The 19603-nt window shown below is 23.4% G+C and carries 24 protein-coding genes, 1 tRNA gene and 1 pseudogene; 10 read left to right on the top strand and 16 right to left on the bottom strand.

Features of this window, described 5'->3' with window-relative positions:
* Window positions 1-9: 9 nt before the first annotated feature.
* The 4 genes from AACL11_RS03795 to AACL11_RS03780 form a co-directional block, all read right to left on the bottom strand.
* On the bottom strand, window positions 10-1317 hold the full coding sequence (locus AACL11_RS03795) for a BMP family ABC transporter substrate-binding protein (RefSeq protein ID WP_338988208.1): 1308 nt from the start codon (window positions 1315-1317) through the stop codon (window positions 10-12).
* 333 nt (window positions 1318-1650) lie between these two features.
* On the bottom strand, window positions 1651-2997 hold the full coding sequence (locus AACL11_RS03790) for a BMP family ABC transporter substrate-binding protein (RefSeq protein WP_338988207.1): 1347 nt from the start codon (window positions 2995-2997) through the stop codon (window positions 1651-1653).
* Window positions 2998-3061: 64 nt separating this feature from the next.
* Window positions 3062-3373 carry a hypothetical protein gene (locus AACL11_RS03785; protein ID WP_338988206.1) on the bottom strand — a complete coding sequence of 104 codons (312 nt, stop codon included), beginning with the start codon at window positions 3371-3373 and terminating at the stop codon, window positions 3062-3064.
* Window positions 3374-3407: 34 nt separating this feature from the next.
* A protein-coding gene (locus AACL11_RS03780; protein WP_281747819.1) for an IS5 family transposase occupies window positions 3408-4197 on the bottom strand; the annotation gives its coding sequence in 2 pieces (ribosomal slippage) (window positions 3408-3935 and window positions 3937-4197; 789 coding nt in all).
* A gap of 222 nt (window positions 4198-4419) precedes the next feature.
* Here AACL11_RS03780 and AACL11_RS03775 point away from each other — a divergent pair.
* Window positions 4420-4929 carry a hypothetical protein gene (locus AACL11_RS03775; protein ID WP_338988205.1) on the top strand — a complete coding sequence of 170 codons (510 nt, stop codon included), beginning with the start codon at window positions 4420-4422 and terminating at the stop codon, window positions 4927-4929.
* Here the strand turns inward: AACL11_RS03775 and AACL11_RS03770 are convergent.
* On the bottom strand, window positions 4906-5334 hold the full coding sequence (locus AACL11_RS03770) for a hypothetical protein (RefSeq protein ID WP_338988203.1): 429 nt from the start codon (window positions 5332-5334) through the stop codon (window positions 4906-4908). The two genes, AACL11_RS03775 and AACL11_RS03770, sit on opposite strands and share 24 nt — an antisense overlap.
* Before the next feature lie 58 nt (window positions 5335-5392).
* Window positions 5393-6406, bottom strand: coding sequence for an IS3 family transposase (locus tag AACL11_RS03765; protein ID WP_338986622.1), 1014 nt, complete (start codon window positions 6404-6406; stop codon window positions 5393-5395).
* 226 nt (window positions 6407-6632) lie between these two features.
* On the opposite strand from AACL11_RS03765, the gene AACL11_RS03760 reads away from it, so the two are divergent.
* From AACL11_RS03760 to AACL11_RS03750, 3 genes are all read left to right on the top strand, one after another.
* Complete coding sequence (locus AACL11_RS03760) at window positions 6633-6992, top strand: helix-turn-helix domain-containing protein (protein ID WP_338973555.1); 360 nt, start codon at window positions 6633-6635, stop codon at window positions 6990-6992.
* A complete protein-coding gene (locus AACL11_RS03755) occupies window positions 6949-7521 on the top strand; it encodes an IS630 family transposase (protein WP_338988485.1) in 573 nt (190 codons plus the stop codon). The genes AACL11_RS03760 and AACL11_RS03755 overlap by 44 nt, the downstream gene beginning before the upstream one ends.
* A gap of 128 nt (window positions 7522-7649) precedes the next feature.
* Window positions 7650-7871, top strand: a complete 222-nt coding sequence (locus tag AACL11_RS03750; protein WP_252320160.1) for a hypothetical protein — start codon at window positions 7650-7652, stop codon at window positions 7869-7871.
* 61 nt (window positions 7872-7932) lie between these two features.
* Here AACL11_RS03750 and AACL11_RS03745 read toward each other — a convergent pair whose 3' ends face one another.
* Entirely contained in the window at window positions 7933-8469 is a 537-nt protein-coding gene (locus tag AACL11_RS03745; protein WP_338988202.1) for a DUF402 domain-containing protein, read from the bottom strand.
* Between the two features lie 157 nt (window positions 8470-8626).
* Window positions 8627-8703, bottom strand: a tRNA-His gene (locus tag AACL11_RS03740).
* Between the two features lie 615 nt (window positions 8704-9318).
* On the opposite strand from AACL11_RS03740, the gene AACL11_RS03735 reads away from it, so the two are divergent.
* A complete protein-coding gene (locus AACL11_RS03735; RefSeq protein WP_338988201.1) occupies window positions 9319-9933 on the top strand; it encodes a hypothetical protein in 615 nt (204 codons plus the stop codon).
* A gap of 174 nt (window positions 9934-10107) precedes the next feature.
* Here AACL11_RS03735 and AACL11_RS03730 read toward each other — a convergent pair whose 3' ends face one another.
* The 4 genes from AACL11_RS03730 to AACL11_RS03715 all read right to left on the bottom strand — a co-directional run bounded on the left by AACL11_RS03730 (window position 10108) and on the right by AACL11_RS03715 (window position 14291).
* A complete protein-coding gene (locus AACL11_RS03730; protein ID WP_338988200.1) occupies window positions 10108-10956 on the bottom strand; it encodes an energy-coupling factor transporter transmembrane component T in 849 nt (282 codons plus the stop codon).
* Window positions 10957-10969: 13 nt separating this feature from the next.
* Entirely contained in the window at window positions 10970-11848 is an 879-nt protein-coding gene (locus AACL11_RS03725) for an energy-coupling factor transporter ATPase (RefSeq protein ID WP_338988166.1), read from the bottom strand.
* Window positions 11824-12666, bottom strand: coding sequence for an energy-coupling factor transporter ATPase (locus AACL11_RS03720; RefSeq protein WP_252320168.1), 843 nt, complete (start codon window positions 12664-12666; stop codon window positions 11824-11826). Before AACL11_RS03720 ends, AACL11_RS03725 begins: the two co-directional genes overlap by 25 nt.
* Window positions 12667-12866: 200 nt before the next feature.
* Entirely contained in the window at window positions 12867-14291 is a 1425-nt protein-coding gene (locus AACL11_RS03715) for a hypothetical protein (RefSeq protein ID WP_338988199.1), read from the bottom strand.
* Between the two features lie 510 nt (window positions 14292-14801).
* Between AACL11_RS03715 and AACL11_RS10535 the strand changes: the two genes are divergently transcribed.
* From AACL11_RS10535 to AACL11_RS03705, 3 genes are read left to right on the top strand one after another with little or no spacing between them, the layout of a single operon-like run.
* Window positions 14802-14954 (top strand): hypothetical protein, encoded by a 153-nt coding sequence (locus AACL11_RS10535; RefSeq protein WP_422397939.1) that lies wholly within the window; start codon window positions 14802-14804, stop codon window positions 14952-14954.
* A complete protein-coding gene (locus AACL11_RS03710; protein WP_422397942.1) occupies window positions 14888-15160 on the top strand; it encodes an IS630 transposase-related protein in 273 nt (90 codons plus the stop codon). Before AACL11_RS10535 ends, AACL11_RS03710 begins: the two co-directional genes overlap by 67 nt.
* On the top strand, window positions 15117-15689 hold the full coding sequence (locus tag AACL11_RS03705) for an IS630 family transposase (RefSeq protein ID WP_338988471.1): 573 nt from the start codon (window positions 15117-15119) through the stop codon (window positions 15687-15689). Before AACL11_RS03710 ends, AACL11_RS03705 begins: the two co-directional genes overlap by 44 nt.
* Here AACL11_RS03705 and AACL11_RS03700 read toward each other — a convergent pair whose 3' ends face one another.
* The 4 genes and pseudogenes from AACL11_RS03700 to AACL11_RS03690 form a co-directional block, all read right to left on the bottom strand.
* Window positions 15690-15989: an ankyrin repeat domain-containing protein gene (locus AACL11_RS03700; RefSeq protein ID WP_338988484.1), complete on the bottom strand. Its 300-nt coding sequence runs from the start codon at window positions 15987-15989 to the stop codon at window positions 15690-15692.
* Window positions 15990-16004: 15 nt separating this feature from the next.
* Entirely contained in the window at window positions 16005-16211 is a 207-nt protein-coding gene (locus AACL11_RS03695) for a hypothetical protein (protein ID WP_338988197.1), read from the bottom strand.
* Between the two features lie 111 nt (window positions 16212-16322).
* Window positions 16323-16379 (bottom strand): annotated as a pseudogene (locus tag AACL11_RS10530) (hypothetical protein); the annotation flags it as partial.
* Window positions 16380-16461: 82 nt separating this feature from the next.
* Window positions 16462-17475 carry an IS3 family transposase gene (locus AACL11_RS03690; RefSeq protein WP_338986622.1) on the bottom strand — a complete coding sequence of 338 codons (1014 nt, stop codon included), beginning with the start codon at window positions 17473-17475 and terminating at the stop codon, window positions 16462-16464.
* A gap of 68 nt (window positions 17476-17543) precedes the next feature.
* Between AACL11_RS03690 and AACL11_RS03685 the strand changes: the two genes are divergently transcribed.
* Both AACL11_RS03685 and AACL11_RS03680 read left to right on the top strand, forming a co-directional pair.
* Complete coding sequence (locus AACL11_RS03685; RefSeq protein WP_338988196.1) at window positions 17544-17789, top strand: hypothetical protein; 246 nt, start codon at window positions 17544-17546, stop codon at window positions 17787-17789.
* Window positions 17773-19599 carry a hypothetical protein gene (locus tag AACL11_RS03680; protein WP_338988195.1) on the top strand — a complete coding sequence of 609 codons (1827 nt, stop codon included), beginning with the start codon at window positions 17773-17775 and terminating at the stop codon, window positions 19597-19599. The genes AACL11_RS03685 and AACL11_RS03680 overlap by 17 nt, the downstream gene beginning before the upstream one ends.
* Window positions 19600-19603: the final 4 nt, after the last annotated feature.

Genomic DNA, 19603 nt, shown 5'->3' with positions numbered 1-19603 from the left:
CCCTCTTAATTATTTAAATGGATCATATTCTTTTTTAATACCATTAATTCAATAATGATCTTTTAAATTGAGTACTTTTTGTCATCCAGCAGAAATTTTATCTAATCAATTAGTAGTTTCTGTCATTAATGGTGTATAAATATCTTTATCACCATCTTTAATTGCTTTATTTGGTGCTATTCCAGTAAAATTAGGCCCACCTCTGTATGGTGCATCATCAATAAATGTTTGATCGGCAGTTGGATCAGTTGGATGCTCTGGATTCTGATCAGTTTTACCAACTGATTTTCAGAGCATAAGTTTAATTGAACTAATTAAATCTTTTTCTGCAGAAGTAATAAACCTATCTGCAGATTGTGGGTATTGAAGTTGTTGATCTGTATCAACACCAATAATTTTACCTTGACCAGATTTTTTTAATGATGATAAAGTATCTTCGGTTTGTGGTCCTGCTACTGGAAAAATAATATTAGTTTTTTGTCGAGCAAGATCATCATTAATTGCTTGTGAACCTTTTGAACCTTGAGTAAAATCACCACTAAATTGAGTACCTGAAGTTATAAATTTAATATTTGGTAATGATTCTTTAAAATCTGAATTTAAAATTTTAACTCATGATATTAATTTTTCTTCATCTTCTTTATTTTTAAATTTATTATTAAAAAACTGTATGGCTCAATAATAACCATACATATAATTAGTAACTGCTGGAATATCAAGTCCACCATAGGTTGACATTTTTAAATTATCAAGTCCACCATATTGATTAGCATGAGCAGTTAACCATATTGCCCCTGCTAATCCGGCTAAAAAGCCTGATTGTTCTGCTTTGTAAAGTAAACCAGCCAATTGTTTATTAGATTTTGGTACTTTTTTATTTGGAGTATCACCATCAATAAAAATAAATTTCACTTTATGTTTTAAAATAGTATTTTGTGCTTTAACCAAAGCATTATGATGTAAAAATCCTGAAGCAATAATTACTTTACTGTTTATGAAAACGGCTTTATTATATGATGTCATTAAATCATCAGTATTAGTTAATTGGGGATTATCTCAAGAAACCTCAACTCTTTTATTTTTATATTGAGGATCAACATAATCACTATGTGTTCAATCATTAAACTCTTGTTTAAACTTGAGGGCAGCATTATATGATGATTCATTAAAAGAAACATCATTAATAGTATGTCCATCAGTTACAACAGTTATTCGATAAATATTTGGATCATTAAACTGACTATTGCAAGCAATGATTGGTAATATCATTATTACTGACAATGATATTGCACTAAATACAGTAAAAATTTTACGCATACTATTATATTCCTCCTACAATTATATATAAATATTTATATAAAAAAAATATAAAAAAAGAAAGCAAAAACATTGCTTTCTTAATTCAATTATTCAAAATAAAATAAAACTGTGTATAAATAAATTTTGAAAATAAATGGGTGGGAATAACTTACTATTAAAAAATACAGTATATATGTATTTAATATTAATTATTTTCTTATTTTCACAATTAACTCTAAACACTAGTTTCTCCTTTTAATGGCATAACTACCATTATATAAGATAATAAAACTTATTCTTTAAAAATTCAAGAATAATTATAAATTTTTTAAAATATATAGTAAAGTTTTATTAAAACTGTGGTTTATACTTTTCAACACTTTCATCAACATAATTTTTTCAAGCATTTTCTCACTTATCACGAGTAGAATCATTAGCTAAATCAGCAACTAATTTATTATAAGCATCAGTTACTTTTTGTGCTAAATGTCAATAATCATTACTATCAATAATTAAGTTATTATAAATAGCACTAATAGAATCATTATTAGCAATTCCAAGATATTGCTGACCACCTAATGCTGGTTGTGGTATGCTACCATCAAAGTATTGTTCACCATTAATAGGTTTAATACCATCCTCATTATAATCTAAATTAAAAGAATGTCATAATCAAGTATTAACTGACTTATGAATTCCTTTTAAAGCTGATGTAATAAAAATATCTTTAGCATAACTATATTGAACACTTTGATCAACATCGACACCAATAATTTTTGCTTTGCTATTAGTAGTAGAGTTTTTAACAGCTGATACTAAATCAATTGTTTGTGCTCCTGCAACAGGCATTACAATATCATCTTTATATCCATCAATTAATTGTGAAGTTATCGCTTTTGATGATTTTGTACCGGATTCAAAACTACCTGTAAATTGTTTAGCAATTTTATCAAAATGAATATCAAATTTATTAGTTCATTTTTCAATTTTTTTCTTACCCTCTTTAATTCTAATGGCATTAGTCATTTCCAATAAATTATCATTGCTATTACGATATTTATTAAAATAATATACACCTCAATAATAACCCATCATATAACTAACAATAGTATCAGCTGGTAAACCACCAAAAGTTGACATTTTTAAACCATTATCATCATATGTTTCATGATTAGCAGCTAATCATATTGCTCCTGCTAATCCTGATAAAAACCCTGATTGTTCTGCTGAATAACTTAAACACGCTACATCAACTGGTTTTTCTAATTTAGCATCAACTAAAATAAAACGAACACCTAACTTTTTATATTGATTTTGAATAGCTGGTGTTAATGCACCAAGATGATTAAACCCAACAACAATAATTGTTTTAGCACCAGCAAATGTTGCTAAATTATAATTATTTTGTAAAGTTGAAACTGTACTATCTCGTGAAATAATTCAACGCGTTTTCATTTTTTTATTTTTTCAAACTTCATTACCGGGTAAATTACTAATCATAATACGATTATCATTAAATGTTTTAGTAAACTCTTTTGAACCTTCTAATACTTGCTGATTAAAAGCTTTATCGAATAAATCACCACCATCAGTAATTATTCAAATATCACCAACACTAGGAATACTACATCCAATTAATCCTACTGATGAACTATTTATTAACAAAGTAATAATTAATAATTTTAAAAAATATTTCATAAATTTCTCCTATAAATAAAAAAATGTACTACAGTAAAAATATTAATATTTATTTACAATTTTTTTATACTTTATTTTTACCATATTTTTCATCAAAATTAATAATTCCTCTATTATATGCATCAATAATAATTCGTGCACAATGAACAGGATTATATAAAATATTAGTTTTTAATTGTGAATTAGCCATTAACAGTTTAATAAATAGTTCAAAATCATTTTCTTTTAATACAAAATCATGCGTAAAACCTTTTATATCATTCATATCTACTAATAATGCTAAAAGAATTTTATGAATTATTCCTCATGAAGAATTTTTAGCATTACTCTCAATTCTACTAATTGTTGCTTGACGAATACCTACTAATTTCCCCAAATATGCTTGCGTTCAACCAAGTCTTAGAACCTGTTTAGAATCTTTTTAATAAAATTGAAATAAAGGAAAGAACAACCATTTGTAAACTAGTATTTAGTTTTCTTTCACAATTTTTTCATAATCTTCTGCATTTTTCTAATCATGCAAAGCTTCGTTCTACAACTCATCTTTTTGGTAGTACTACAAAAGAATGTAATTCATTACGTTTTACAACTTCAACATTTGCATTTATGATTGTTTTGATTGCAGAAGCAAATTTTTCACCAGTATAGCCAGCATCTACTATTATTTTTTGAACTGTAGAAAGATTTTCTTTTTCACTTTTAATCATTATGATAGCACTATTACGATCTGTTTTTTCTGCTGTAGTTATGTAAATTGCATGTGGTAAACCTTGCGTATCAACTGCAATATGACGTTTTATTCCTGAAATCTTTTTACCAGCATCATAACCTTTATTTTCAGTAGTATCTGTATTTTTAACACTTTGCGAATCAATTATACAAAAACTAGTTTTTTCTTTTCGATGATTCTTAATACGAATCTTTTTAACTAATTTTTTTTAAAATTAATTGCAATACACTAGGTTCTTTATCATTGTTTTTACTTCAAATTTGGAAATAATAATATACAGTTTGTCATTTTGGAAAATTTTTTGGTAACATTCTTCATTGACAACCACTTTTTAATACATATAAAACTGCACAAAACACTTCATATAAATCTAAATTTCTTGGTTTTGTTTTCTTTTTGCTGTTTTCTAAAGTTGATTTTATGTTCTCAAATTGTTCTTTAGTAACATGACTTGGATAATTTTTATGCATATATACCTCTTATTTTAAAATATATAGTAATTTTACATTATTTTCTAAAAGATTCTAAACAGGTTCTTAGACGTATACGCCTAATTTCTACTTCAATTGCCATTTTATTTCCCTCTCTAATTTTAGTTATTCCCAAACTTATTATGTTATGAAAAATTATAAAAAGATAAATTTTATTCTATATTTGCATAAAATATACTAAAATTAATATGGTGATACAAAATGGAAAATGAATTAATTAAATACTGAACAAAAAAAAGTTTTTTTTATGTTAGCATTTTGTGATTAATTGTTCAAATTATATTTATAATAATAGGTTCAATTTTAATAAATACTACTAGTGAAAAAATAATTAATATTTTATTAATAGTTGGCATAAATAGTTTAATTCTATTAATTTTGTTTGCTTTTTCTATTAATCATTATACTTATGAAACAGTTTATCAAATTAAAGTCAAAGGTAGTACTTTTCAAACTAAATTTTATCGTTATCTAATTATTCTATTTAGTTTTGGTTGATTAATTTTTTTCATTTTAAATGCATTATTTATGTTAGTTGAAACTGCCGTTTTTAAAAGCAAACTTGATTATTTTAATACTTTAAACGATCATTGATGAATTTTACTTATTGTAACAATATTTAACGTTTTAATTATTAGCATACATCGACAATTAATGCATTATACATTAACAAATAGTAGATATAATCTACTTTTTCTTTGCATCTCATAAATTTATAATATTTTTTGCACTAATTAAACCAAATAATGATCCACAAGCAACTAAACCACCATTTAATCCAATAAAAACAAATGATAATCCTAATACTAAAGTTATTACTCCATTGCCAAGACTGGCAATACTAACAATAATTAATGGTAATAATGTAACAACAATTGAACCAACTCCAATTACTAAACCAAGAATATAACCAATTCTTTGTTCAAATGCTTTTCTTGAATTTATCATAACTAAAATAAATATAAGAATACCATAAGTTGTTAGACAAGCTATCAATATAATTCATCCTAATCATTGAATAGTACTTAATCCAGAATCAAAAACTTCTTGTAATCATTCTCCAAACTTCCATAATAATTCATAAGAACTTTCCATTAATCCTTTTAAAGAAATCATAATTATAGAATGGAAGGTGGTTAGCCCTAATTACTGGACCATATTTTGATAGATATTTCTAAATTTTTATTTGTAATATTGGTGGTTTTAAAAATTTAGAATGTATTCTTTCATAATTATAAAACATAACATATTGATTTACATCATTAATAGCTTCATTGATTGTTAAATATTGATTTGAGTCTTTAGGCAATCATTCTTGAGATAAATGTGAAAATCAATTTTCAGATATGACATTACCGCCAATATCATATGGTTGTTTTTTGCTTAAAATTATTTGTTTGTTTTTTGCTCATTTTGTAATTTCTTGACAATAAAATTCGTTGGCGTTATCTGAATGTAAAATAACGTTTTTTATTTGATTTCAAGAAAATTGGTTGTTTATTTTTTCAAGTGCAGGAAGAATTAAATCTTGATATGATTTATTTGAAAATGTATTATAACTAACAACATTATTTGAATAAAAATCAATAATTACAAAAAGATATAGTCAACCTTCTTTGGTGTTTATTTGTTTAGTATCCATTGATCAAATTTGATTTGAAGCGGTTGTACTTTTGTAATCTTTGTTTACTTTATCCATTGTAGGTATTCACTTATTTGGATTTTTTTTGTTTTTAGGATAGTTATTTTTAGTTTGTTTTAATCCTTGAATATTGTGTTTTTTCATAATTTTTCGCATTTGTTTTGTTGATAATTCTATATTTAAAATGATATTTTTCTCTTGTTTTAATCACTCTTTAAAAGCTGAAAAAATTCTTAAATATCCATAAATTCTACCTTTTCTTGTAGAATGAAATTCGATTAAAAGTTGGCATAATTCTTGATATTTATGATTGCAATTAATAATATGATTTTTTTCTTTTTTAATAAGTTTTTGTTTATTTTTTAAAAAGTAATATGTTGATCTGTTTAATTGAAGATATTGACATAAGTTTCTAATTGAATATTGATTTTTGCAATCATCGATAATTTTAATTTTTTCTTTGATATTTAATTTGTTAATTATTAATGCTATTTGTTTAATTTTATCCATTAATAAAAATCCTTTCAGGTCAAAATTAGTGTTCATTATATAACACAATTGTTTTTAGAATACATTCAGATTTTTTAAATTAATGGTCTAGTAAAAAGGGCTAAGTGGCCCCATCCATTACAAAGTTAATATATTTGATATATAGCTAACGAAAGTAATGTTTACTCATAAATAATGTAAAATAATAATATGTAATTTAAACAATTCTTGCACTTACAAGTATAATTCAGCAATAATTAAAATAGATTAGGAAGATTAAATTATGCCAAAACCATACAGTGAGGACTTACGAAGAAAAGTAATAGAAGTTTATGAAAGTAAAAACATGAAAATTAAAGAAATTTGTAAAGTGTTCAATATCACTAGAAAGACTTTATTTTTATGAAGAAAAAGAAAGCAAAAAACCGGAAATATAAAACCAATTTTGAATTATCAAAAAGGACATAGCCACAAAATAAAGGATTTAGATGAATTAAAAAATTATTTAGCAGAAAATAAAGATGTTACAGTTCAAAAAGTAATTGAAAAATTTGGTGATATGACAAAAGAAACAGTTTATAACTATTTCAAAAAACTAAATTATACATATAAAAAAAACTTTTCTATATGAACAAAGAGATAAAAATAAACAAGAAGATTTTTTAAAAGAAATAGCGAAAATAATGAATGAAGATTTGGTATATATTGATGAATCTGGAATTGATGATAATGAATTTTATAAATATGGTTGGTCTGAAAAAGGTAAAAGATTATTTGATAATAAACCTGCATATAAAATAAAGAGAATGAGTATAATTGGTGCACTAAATAAAGGTAAATTAAAAGCTCTATGAGCATTTGAAGGACATTGCAATAGTAAAATTTTTGAATCATATGTTAAAAATATACTAATTCCAGTATTAAAGTGTAGACAAATTATAGTTTTAGATAATGCGACGTTTCATAAATCTAAAGCAACAAAACAATTAATTGAAAATGCTGGATGCAAACTATTATTTCTTCCACCATATTCTCCTAATTTAAATCCAATTGAACATTTTTGATTTGCTATAAAACATAATATAAGAAAAATATTACCAAATTATTGACCAAATATTAAAAACGCGATTGATTTTGTTTTTCAAGATATGAGTAAACATTACTTTAGTTAGCTATATATGTTTATTAATTGTAAATTTTCAAAAAGATGTTAAAAATAACTACAAACTAAATATAGTTTTTAACCTATTTACTTTGTTTCTCAAAGTAAATAGGTTTTTATTTTTAAAAGGAGTAAAAAATGAATAAAGAAATTGAACAAGAAATAAAAAACTTAATGTTTAAAGAAATAAAAAAATTAAAAACATATGCTATTAATTATCATAATTACAAAAAGAAAATACAATTTAATGATATAGATATTCAAAATATAAATAATAGTATTGAAGATAAAAGTAAAAAAATTAATATAAACAGTATTATGAGAGAACATAATTATGCAAAAACATTACCTATTTTATAAAAAAATTTAATTTAGTTATAAAAAGTTTTAATATCAAAAATAGTAAGAACATATGTTCTTACTATTTTTGTAAACTTTGGTCTTGATAATTTTTTCAATAATTTAAAATTACATCATCATTAAATAAATTAATTTCATTTTTCTTAATTCCTTTTTTTAATTTATTTATATTTTGTCATAATATATTTTGTAAAGGTATTGGATACTTTCATATTCGACGATTAGTTTTAAATTCTTTCAAGTCTAACAGTTTATAAGAACGATTAGGAAATACTTTAACATCTAAATCATAATCAATGTATTTAACTGTTTGCGAATCTAAAATAAAAGGACTGGCAATATTACAATAATAATGAACACCATCATTACGAATCATACAAATAATATTGTATCAATTATTTTTAAAAAATAACCAAATTGCTGGATCAACGGTTGTTCATTTACGACCATTAATTTCAGTAATTGTTACATTCTCATTTACTAAAACTAAATATTTTTCAGTATCTTCTAAAACAATTGAATTATTTCAACTACGATATAAATCGCCATTATGCTTATATGCATGAATTGAAAGTATTTGCCCTTCTTTAAGGTACATATACATTTAAACCTCAACTTTCTGCAAATCATAAAACATAATAATTATACCATTATTTATTTAGTAAATAAAAAGCGAAAAATAAATTTATAATAATATTTATTTAAAAAAGAAAAAACTCCAAAAAGGAGTAGTAAAAAAACATAATTTTATTAAATGGGGCGACTGACGGGATTCGAACCCGCGAATGTCAGTTCCACAAACTGATGCGCTAGACCGCTACGCCACAGTCGCCATATTAGTTTCTATAAGTAAAACTGTTAAATATTATACAATAAATTTATGATTTTTTAATATTTTTTTTCATAAAACTACAAAAATAATCATCTAATTTTCGTATATAACAATAACAATAATAAAAAACAATGTTACTATTAACAATTAGAACACAATTTTAAATTAATAATTATGGTTAATTATTAATTTAAATACTCTTAAAATAAAGTTTTATTATGCCCTTAATAAAAAGCATAAAAATGTAATAGATAATATCTTATTAAATCAATTTATTAATCAAATTTTATTAACAATACTAACTTACAAGTAATTTAGATACTAATACTTATGATTAAAAATTTAGCAATATACTCATTCCTTTCTCAATTAATTTTAATTAAGAGCACCAAAAACAAAACAAAATAATAGTTTTAAAGATTGAAAAAACATTTAAAATTGGTATAATTTATACAATTTTAATTTATATATCTTATTAATCTTATTTTTAAAACTTTGAAAAAGTTATAATATACATTTTTATGTATCAAAAAATATTATTTTTAATAAATAGCAAAAAATATATAATAAAAGTTTAAATAAAATTAACTTTAATTATATTTAGGGGAAAAAGATATGAATAATAGTTTAAGTATAGTTACTAATACTACTTCTTCATTTCAAACCAATGAAGAAATATTTAATAAACAATCTAAAAAAAGAAAATGACAAGAATATGAACAAAGACCTGAAGTAAAAGCAAAAAAGAAAAAATATGATCAAATGTGATACCAAAAAAATAAACAAAGAAAGAAAAAATATGATCAAAAACCCGAAGTAAAAGTAAAAAAGAAAAAATATGATCAAAAACCCGAAGTAAAAGCAAAAAAGAAAAAATATTATCAAAGATCCGAAATAAAAGTAAGAAAGAAAAAATATGACCAAAAAAGACATCAACTTATTAAAGAAAAAGAAAGAGAATTGCAATATGATCATGTTTCTAGTTCAAAACAAATTTTTGATTTAAGTAATTTTAATAGTAATGATATGTATGATGAACAAGTTATAAAAAATGCATTAAATAATTTAGAATTAGATCAATTAAATTTATTAGATAAAGCTATTGAACAATTGTTAGTTAGTGAAAAAATAGCAAAACAAAATGTTGAATGAAATAACAGTATTGTAGTTACAAGTAACTTAGATAGTGATATTTATGATTATAATTTAGCAACCGGACTTACTCCTTAATTAATTTTAATTATTAATATGTTTTAAATTTAAATTAAGAATTTTTAATTAAAAAAAATAATAGGGAGTATAAGAAAAAAAATGATAAATATTATGACACTTGTTGCAAAATTTTTATTTTAACTAAATATTAATAAATATTTAAAATTAGTAAACCTAATTCATATACGTTTATTATTGTGAATAATAATCATCAATAAATGGAATTCTTCAAAATATTTCTGGATGATAAGTATAAGATATAAGAAATGCTAACAATCCTACACCAATAATAAAGAAAAATATATCTTTAAAATCAATATGGTATTGACGAAAACGTGTTCTTTTACCTTGTGGATCATAACCCCTTGAATCCATAGCGTATGCTAAATCTTCTGCTTTTTGAAATGAAGAAACTAATAAGGGAATAATTAATGATACTAACGATTTAACTTTTTCTTTAAAATGACCATTTTTTAAATCTACACCACGTGATGCTTGTGCTTTTAAAATTCTACCCGCTTCATCTAATAATGTAGGAATTGAACGAAGAGCAATAGAAATAATCATTGAAATAATATGTACTGGAAATTTAATTAATTTTAGTGGTAACATTAAATCTTCTAATGCTAATGTTAAATCTAATGGTTGAGTTGTGGTTGTTAAAATTGTTGTAATTAAAATCATTAAATAAATTCTAAGAGCAATATAAATACTAACAAATATAGCTTTATACGATACTTTAATACCATGCCAACGTCAAATCATTCCTAAATTAGGGCCATCAGTTAAAAAACAGTTAATTATAAATAAAATAAATGCCATAAATAAAATCGGGCGCATTAATTTTAATAACATCATAAAAGGTAATTTTGCACAAAAGAAAATTGTTATGACAGTAAAACCAATAAGAGCGTAACCTTCAAAACCAGTATGAAAAAAAAGTGAAGCAATTAAACAAATTAAAACTAGTAATTTAATTCTTGGATCTACACGATGAATGATTGAATTTAAAGGTAAATAACGACCAAAACTAACTTTCATTATTTATTACTCCTTACTTTTTATTGCTATTTTTTTTGGATAATATTTTTGACAACTGGTCAATTAATTCTGAATCACTTCTAGCAGTAATTTTTGATGTATCAAATCCTGCTGCTTCTAATTTATATAAAAAACTATAAATTTTTGGTGGCTCAATTCCGGTTTCGGTAATTAATTTTTTATCTCTAAAAATAGTAATTGGATCTGCTTTTTTATAAATCTGTGTATTATGTAATACAATAACTTCATCAGCAACCATTAGTACATGATTCATATTATGAGTTACTAAAATAATAGTTTTATTTTCTTTATGATTTAAATCATAAAATAAATTAATTAATTCTTTTTCACCATCGGGATCAAGTCCTGCTGTTGGTTCATCTAAAATTAAAGTATGACCTTGTAATGCCAAAATACCAGCAATAGCAACTCTTCGTTTTTGACCACCAGACAAATCAAATGGACTTCTTGATAAGTATGTTTCGTCTAATCCAACCAAATTAATATATTTTTTTGCTAACTCTCGTGCTTTATCTTTTTTCTCACCAAAATTAACTGGTCCAAACATAATATCTCGTTCAATAGTTTCTTCAAATAACTGATATTCGGGAAATTGAAAAACTAAGCCAATTTGTTTACGTATTTTTTTAATATCACGAATTTTTTTTTGATTAGCCTTAATAATAAAATCATTAATAAAAACTGAACCTGCCATTGGAACTAATAAACCATTAATATGTTGAATCATAGTTGATTTACCACTACCAGTTTCACCAATAATAGCAACTATTTTTTGTTCAACAATTTCAATAGTAATATCTTTTAATGCTTGATATTGATAAGGGGTTTTTGGAGAATAAGTATAACTTACTTCTTTGAATTTAATTGACATAAGCTAGAAATCAGCTCCTCTTCACTTAATGTTTCATTAATATTAATTCCCTTATTTTTTAAACCTAACGATACTTTTAAAACAAAAGGAATATCTAAATGAATACTTTGTAAAAACTCTCATTCTTTTAATATTTCAGATGGAGTTCCATAACGAACTAATTTACCTTTATTCATAACAATAATTTTATCGGCATTAATAATTTCATCCATATCATGAGTAATAGAAATAATAGTTTTATTGCGTTGTTCTTGTAATTTTAACATAATTTCTTTAACTTCTCGTTTACCTTTTGGATCAAGCATACTAGTTGCCTCATCAAAAATAATAATATCAGGTTCTAAAGCTAAAACTGAAGCAATAGCTACACGTTGTTTTTGACCACCAGATAATCATAGTGGTTCATGATCTAAATATTTTTCCATACCCACTGCCCTAGAAACTCTGTCAATAATTGCTGGCATATCACTGGGTTCAACTAAATGATTTTCCAAGCCAAAAGCAATATCATCACGAACAGTTGAACCTATAAATTGGTTATCAGGATTTTGAAAAACAATACCTAAGTGACGACGTAATTGTTTAATGTTTTTATTAGTAATTGTTTCACCAAATAATTGAATTGTACCTTTTTGTTTGTGTAAAACACCAATAATAATTTTTGAAAGTGTTGACTTACCACTACCATTATGACCAATTATAGTAATATATTCACCATGATTAATATCAAAACTAACATTATCAACAGCGTTATTGTATTCTGGTTTATAACGAAATTCAACATTTTTTAAACTTAATGAAATTTTAGATTTACTCATATTACTTCTAACTCCATTTTAAATATTATGCTAGTAAAATTATAACAGTAATTTTATATATATCAATTTATAATTTATAAAAATTATAAAAAAAGAAAAAAATGAACAATATCTGTTCAAAATTGAAGTAAAATTATTGTTCATTTTCTAATAAAATTTAGTTTATAAATTAAAGTTATATAAATTTCTATTCTATGAAATTAATGTAAAGAAACATCCAGATTTTTAGAATTTTCTTTTAATAAAGAATCATTTTTTGTTACTTCTTCTGTTGATTTCAATAATTTGTCACTTCAACTTTTAGATGAACTGGGTACTGCTGATGAAGTTGAAGGTTGCGGATCATTATTTGAAACATTATTTTTTGATAATTTTTCTAGTTCTTTTTTAATATCTTTTAATTCTCGTTTTTTTTCTTCTATTTTTCTTGTTGTTTTGCCATGATTATTATAACAACCACAGCTCATAAGTAATCAAAATTTATTTCAAAAATCTTTTAATTTTTCGGCTTCTAATTTCCTAATTTCCGCTTCTAAAGATTTTTCTTTTCTTTGATAATATCCTAATGTAATTTTTTGTTTACTACCTCTATAAAGTTTAGTAAATGGTTTATATATACGTTTAAACCATGGTTTTGCATTTTGCTGAACAGAAGTAGCGTTTTCTTCTGGTGAAATTACTATTGATTCTTCTAATGAATTATTTTTTATTTGTTTTAAGACATCTTTTTTTGTTGTAATTTCTTTGGTAATTTCTATAGAAGATTTTTCAAGCCTACATATTGTCAAAAGTAAACTTAAAATTTTTGAATTAATATTTGCATCATCTATAACCACTATATTTAGTTTATGCTGTAATTCATATATTTCACAAATTTTCTTGTTTTTTTTGATCTCCAATTCTGCTATTTTAACTTCATTTTCTGTTTTTTTATTTGAATATAATTTATGATTTGCTTTTATTAATTGTTCTTTATTTTCTAAAATAATTTGTTTATGTTTAAATTCTTCAAATTCTAATAATGTTATTTCTTTCTCTTTTCTTTTTAAACTATCAGATAAATTAGCAATTTTTAATCTTACTTCTAATATTTCATTTTCTTTTTCTTTAATCAAAATATTCACATTACTATCATCAACAACTATCGTTTCTTTTAATTTACCTATTTCTTCTTCCATTTCTTTCTCATTTTTTTTGAATTTTTCTAATTGATTTATTATTTCTTGTTCATTTTCTTTTAATTTTGTTATATTTTCTTGTATTTGTTGTTGTTGCTTTTCTTCTACTTCAATTTTATTTTCAATTTCTTTTCTTAAATTTTCTAATTTTATTAAATCTTTTTCTTTAAACTTTACCTCTTTTTCTTCATATTTAATATTTTTTTCTTTTTTTTCCTTTAATTTATTTTTAATTTCATTTAAGGCTATCTTAAGTTTTTTAATTTCTTTACTTAAATCTTTTTTTTCATCATTAATATTTAACTTTAGTTTTTCTCATTTTTTTATTTCTTTTTTTTCATTTTTAATTTGCTTATCATTTTCTTCGATTTCTTTTTCAAAGGCTTTAATTACTTTTTTTATTTCTGAACTTTCTTTTTTACGTTTTTCTTGTTCAGTAACTGGCATCAAAATCTTCCTTTCAAAATAAAAAAATCGATTATTTTTTTAAAAAAAATAATGGATTGAAAACTATATTTAGTTTTTCATATATATTATATATAAACTTTATTAAATATATATTATACTTGCTAGATAACACTTTTAAATTTTTATAAAATATTTAAGATTTATTAAAAAAGTTTATTTTTAAACACTAAAATCTTGTTGTATAAGAAACAGTATCAGTAACTAAACTATCTGAAAAATTATTATTAGACTCTCAAATTATACTGTCTACATCACTTGTATCATCATCATTACTTAATAAGGAAACAGTATCAACCTCATCATAATAACCATTAGTATCAGATATATTATTATCAGATATATTATTATCAGATATATTATTATCAGATATAGCTAACGAAAGTAATGTTTACTCATAAATAATGTAAAATAATAATATGTAATTTAAACAATTCTTGCACTTACAAGTATAATTCAGCAATAATTAAAATAGATTAGGAAGATTAAATTATGCCAAAACCATACAGTGAGGACTTACGAAGAAAAGTAATGAAGTTTATGAAAGTAAAAACATGAAAATTAAAGAAATTTGTAAAGTGTTCAATATCACTAGAAAGACTTTATTTTTATGAAGAAAAAGAAAGCAAAAAACCGGAAATATAAAACCAATTTTGAATTATCAAAAAGGACATAGCCACAAAATAAAGGATTTAGATGAATTAAAAAATTATTTAGCAGAAAATAAAGATGTTACAGTTCAAAAAGTAATTGAAAAATTTGGTGATATGACAAAAGAAACAGTTTATAACTATTTCAAAAAACTAAATTATACATATAAAAAAAACTTTTCTATATGAACAAAGAGATAAAAATAAACAAGAAGATTTTTTAAAAGAAATAGCGAAAATAATGAATGAAGATTTGGTATATATTGATGAATCTGGAATTGATGATAATGAATTTTATAAATATGGTTGGTCTGAAAAAGGTAAAAGATTATTTGATAATAAACCTGCATATAAAATAAAGAGAATGAGTATAATTGGTGCACTAAATAAAGGTAAATTAAAAGCTCTATGAGCATTTGAAGGACATTGCAATAGTAAAATTTTTGAATCATATGTTAAAAATATACTAATTCCAGTATTAAAGTGTGGACAAATTATAGTTTTAGATAATGCGACGTTTCATAAATCTAAAGCAACAAAACAATTAATTGAAAATGCTGGATGCAAACTATTATTTCTTCCACCATATTCTCCTAATTTAAATCCAATTGAACATTTTTGATTTGCTATAAAACATAATATAAGAAAAATATTACCAAATTATTGACCAAATATTAAAAACGCGATTGATTTTGTTTTTCAAGATATGAGTAAACATTACTTTAGTTAGCTATATATTATTATCAGATATATTATTATCAATAATAACTTCAACAAAACGTTCAAATTTAATATTTTTACTTAACAGACAATTTTCTATTAAATTTATTATTTTAATTTTATCTTTTCTATTACTTTTTTTCACAATTAAATCGTATGCAGTTAATGCGCTTTTATCTTTTATTGTTAAGTCAATATTAGGTATTTGTAACAGTTCTTCTATTACTTCAAACCTAGAATAAAGAACTGCTTGATGCAAGGGAGTATATCCTAAATTATTTTGCATATTTACTTCACCACCTGCGTTTAATACTAATTTTAATAATTAAACATTAGATCTTAGTACACAATCATGAATTGGACTATCTCCTTCAGTATCCTTAGAATTAATTTGATCATAAGATAAAATAGAAAGCAATGTTTTTGCAATTTCTTTATAATTTTCAACTAAAATTTTAGTTCTACTGTCCTTTATACCCATATCATTATTTGATATAAATCTAAAATAACATAATGGATTAACTCAAGGCATTCCCTCTTTAGGTAGACCTGTTGTATCAACACTAGCACCTACAATTGCACATTGTAAAGGAGTACCAATTTTTTCTGCTACATAATTTATTAATGATTGATCATTTAATTTTTGTATTAATAATTTTACAATATCTACATTTCCGAAAAGTATTGCTATATGGAATATATTTCATCCTTTAACTGAATTAATATTTGAGTTAGGATCGGTGGTTAGCCCTAATTACTGGACCATATTTTGATAGATATTTCTAAATTTTTATTTGTAATATTGGTGGTTTTAAAAATTTAGAATGTATTCTTTCATAATTATAAAACATAACATATTGATTTACATCATTAATAGCTTCATTGATTGTTAAATATTGATTTGAGTCTTTAGGCAATCATTCTTGAGATAAATGTGAAAATCAATTTTCAGATATGACATTACCGCCAATATCATATGGTTGTTTTTTGCTTAAAATTATTTGTTTGTTTTTTGCTCATTTTGTAATTTCTTGACAATAAAATTCGTTGGCGTTATCTGAATGTAAAATAACGTTTTTTATTTGATTTCAAGAAAATTGGTTGTTTATTTTTTCAAGTGCAGGAAGAATTAAATCTTGATATGATTTATTTGAAAATGTATTATAACTAACAACATTATTTGAATAAAAATCAATAATTACAAAAAGATATAGTCAACCTTCTTTGGTGTTTATTTGTTTAGTATCCATTGATCAAATTTGATTTGAAGCGGTTGTACTTTTGTAATCTTTGTTTACTTTATCCATTGTAGGTATTCACTTATTTGGATTTTTTTTGTTTTTAGGATAGTTATTTTTAGTTTGTTTTAATCCTTGAATATTGTGTTTTTTCATAATTTTTCGCATTTGTTTTGTTGATAATTCTATATTTAAAATGATATTTTTCTCTTGTTTTAATCACTCTTTAAAAGCTGAAAAAATTCTTAAATATCCATAAATTCTACCTTTTCTTGTAGAATGAAATTCGATTAAAAGTTGGCATAATTCTTGATATTTATGATTGCAATTAATAATATGATTTTTTTCTTTTTTAATAAGTTTTTGTTTATTTTTTAAAAAGTAATATGTTGATCTGTTTAATTGAAGATATTGACATAAGTTTCTAATTGAATATTGATTTTTGCAATCATCGATAATTTTAATTTTTTCTTTGATATTTAATTTGTTAATTATTAATGCTATTTGTTTAATTTTATCCATTAATAAAAATCCTTTCAGGTCAAAATTAGTGTTCATTATATAACACAATTGTTTTTAGAATACATTCAGATTTTTTAAATTAATGGTCTAGTAAAAAGGGCTAAGTGGCCCCATCCAAAATGGTAAAAACAAAAACAGTAGATGGTCATGGTGCATGAAGTATTCTTGGTGATTATTATTATGGTGGACTTAAAAAAGTTACTAAATCAGAAAAACAAGAAAGAACCAGATATTCAGTTAATCTTTTAAATAAAAGAGCAACTGATAAAGAACTTAATAAGTTTGTAGTTAATAAATCACAAGCAGTACAAGGATATGGAAGGTATAAAGATTATGGAAAACAAAAATAATATTGATTGAAATGTAAATTTAAATTATATTACAAAAGATGATTTAAAAACTATATATGGTTTTATACCAGATGCTGACCAAACTACTACTGATAATACTAAAACTGATTTTACTATTATGGCAATTGCTATTTCAAGTGAAAGAATTAATACTATTACTGGTAATCAAATTGAAGTCATAGGATTTAAAAATCTTAATGAAACTCAACAACAATTAGTTAAAAGAGCAACATCAAGAATGACTATTTATTATTTAACTGATGGAATGGCATTTATTAGAAGTTCAGTATCTATTAGTGGTAATGGTTTATCAAGTAGTATTAGTCCACCAAATGAACCAGATTATGTATTAATGGAAGTATATAATTTATTACAACAAGCAAATTTACATACACCAAGAAAAGCAATAAATAATAGTATTTCATGTAATACAGATAATTTTAATACACCTAATATTTTTGATGAAAGTGATAATAGAGTTATAACTTGAGATTCTGGTAATAAAACTTTTTTACGAAAAGAAGGAATTATTGCAGGAGTTGGTATAAAAATAGATGATATTAGTGATACTATTCCTAAATTAAAAATTCATGTTGATAGTAATATTGATTCATTATGAGAAGTTGATAAAGATAATCCTAATTTTATTAAATCCAAAGATAATAAAGGTATTGATGCTAATGGAAGAAGACTTATTGATGTTGGTACACCTACATTTTTAAGTGATGCAACCAATAAAGAATATGTTGATAAAAAACAAGATAAATTAACTGCTGGTGAAAATATTAAGATTGATGAAAAAACTAATACTATTAGTGCTACTGGTGGTAGTTCAGTTGATGAAAATAGAATATTTAATAATAAAGATGATAAAAATAGTACTACAAGATTAGTTAATGAAGTTATTAAAACTAATGTTGGAGGTAAAACTTTAATTTATAGAAATGAACCAGTTGTAACTGATGATTTAGATATTCCAAATAAAAAATATATAGATGATAAAATAGATAAAAAGCAAGATAAAGAAAATTGAGTTGTAATAGGAAAGAAAGTTGATAATAGAACATGAGATAATTTTAATATTGACCTTAATAAAACATATCGTGTATTTATAACATGACACAGAAATGCACCTGAACAAAATGGTTATCCATTAATGTTATTGTTTAAATCAGCAAAAGCAGTTGGAACTGGTACATGAACTCTTTTAATTGGTAAAATTGATAATAAAGATGCTTCTTTAATTCTTAATGCTGATTATACTAAATCTAATAAGTGAAGTTTATTTATTAAATGTGAAATTGATGGTGGTGCTATATTTAGTTTTGAAGAATTAAAAGAAAATACTTATCAAATTACTAGTAATACATTAAATATTACTTCACCAAGTGTAATTAATATAGATAAACCTATAAAAATTAATTCAAAAAGTTTAGAAACAAATCAAATAGAAGAAAATAATTGAGATATTGAATTAAAAAATAATCCAACACCAAGTCCAACTATTCCACAATGAAAAGAAGTAGGAACAAGAGAAAAAAATAAATGAGATAATTGACAAATTACTTATGATTTTCAAGAGAATAAACATTATAGAATTTATTATTCTTGAAGTATATATAATCCAGTTTATACTATTCAAGAATTTATTATAACTAATAAAAAAATTGCTGGTGTACAAATACAAACCTTTAATGATAGTGCTAATATAGTAATTTTATCAGTTCAACATGCTAAATTGATTACTATTTATACTGGAAAAGGTAATTTAAAAGGTAATGTATGAAAATTAGAAGAATTACAGGAATAATATT

The organism is Spiroplasma endosymbiont of Dasysyrphus albostriatus, assembly GCF_964019495.1.
Classification (GTDB): Bacteria; Bacillota_I; Bacilli_A; order Mycoplasmatales; family VBWQ01; genus Spiroplasma_E.
The sequence above is the reverse complement of the archived record's forward strand: the minus strand, read 5'-3'. Positions and strand labels throughout refer to the sequence as shown.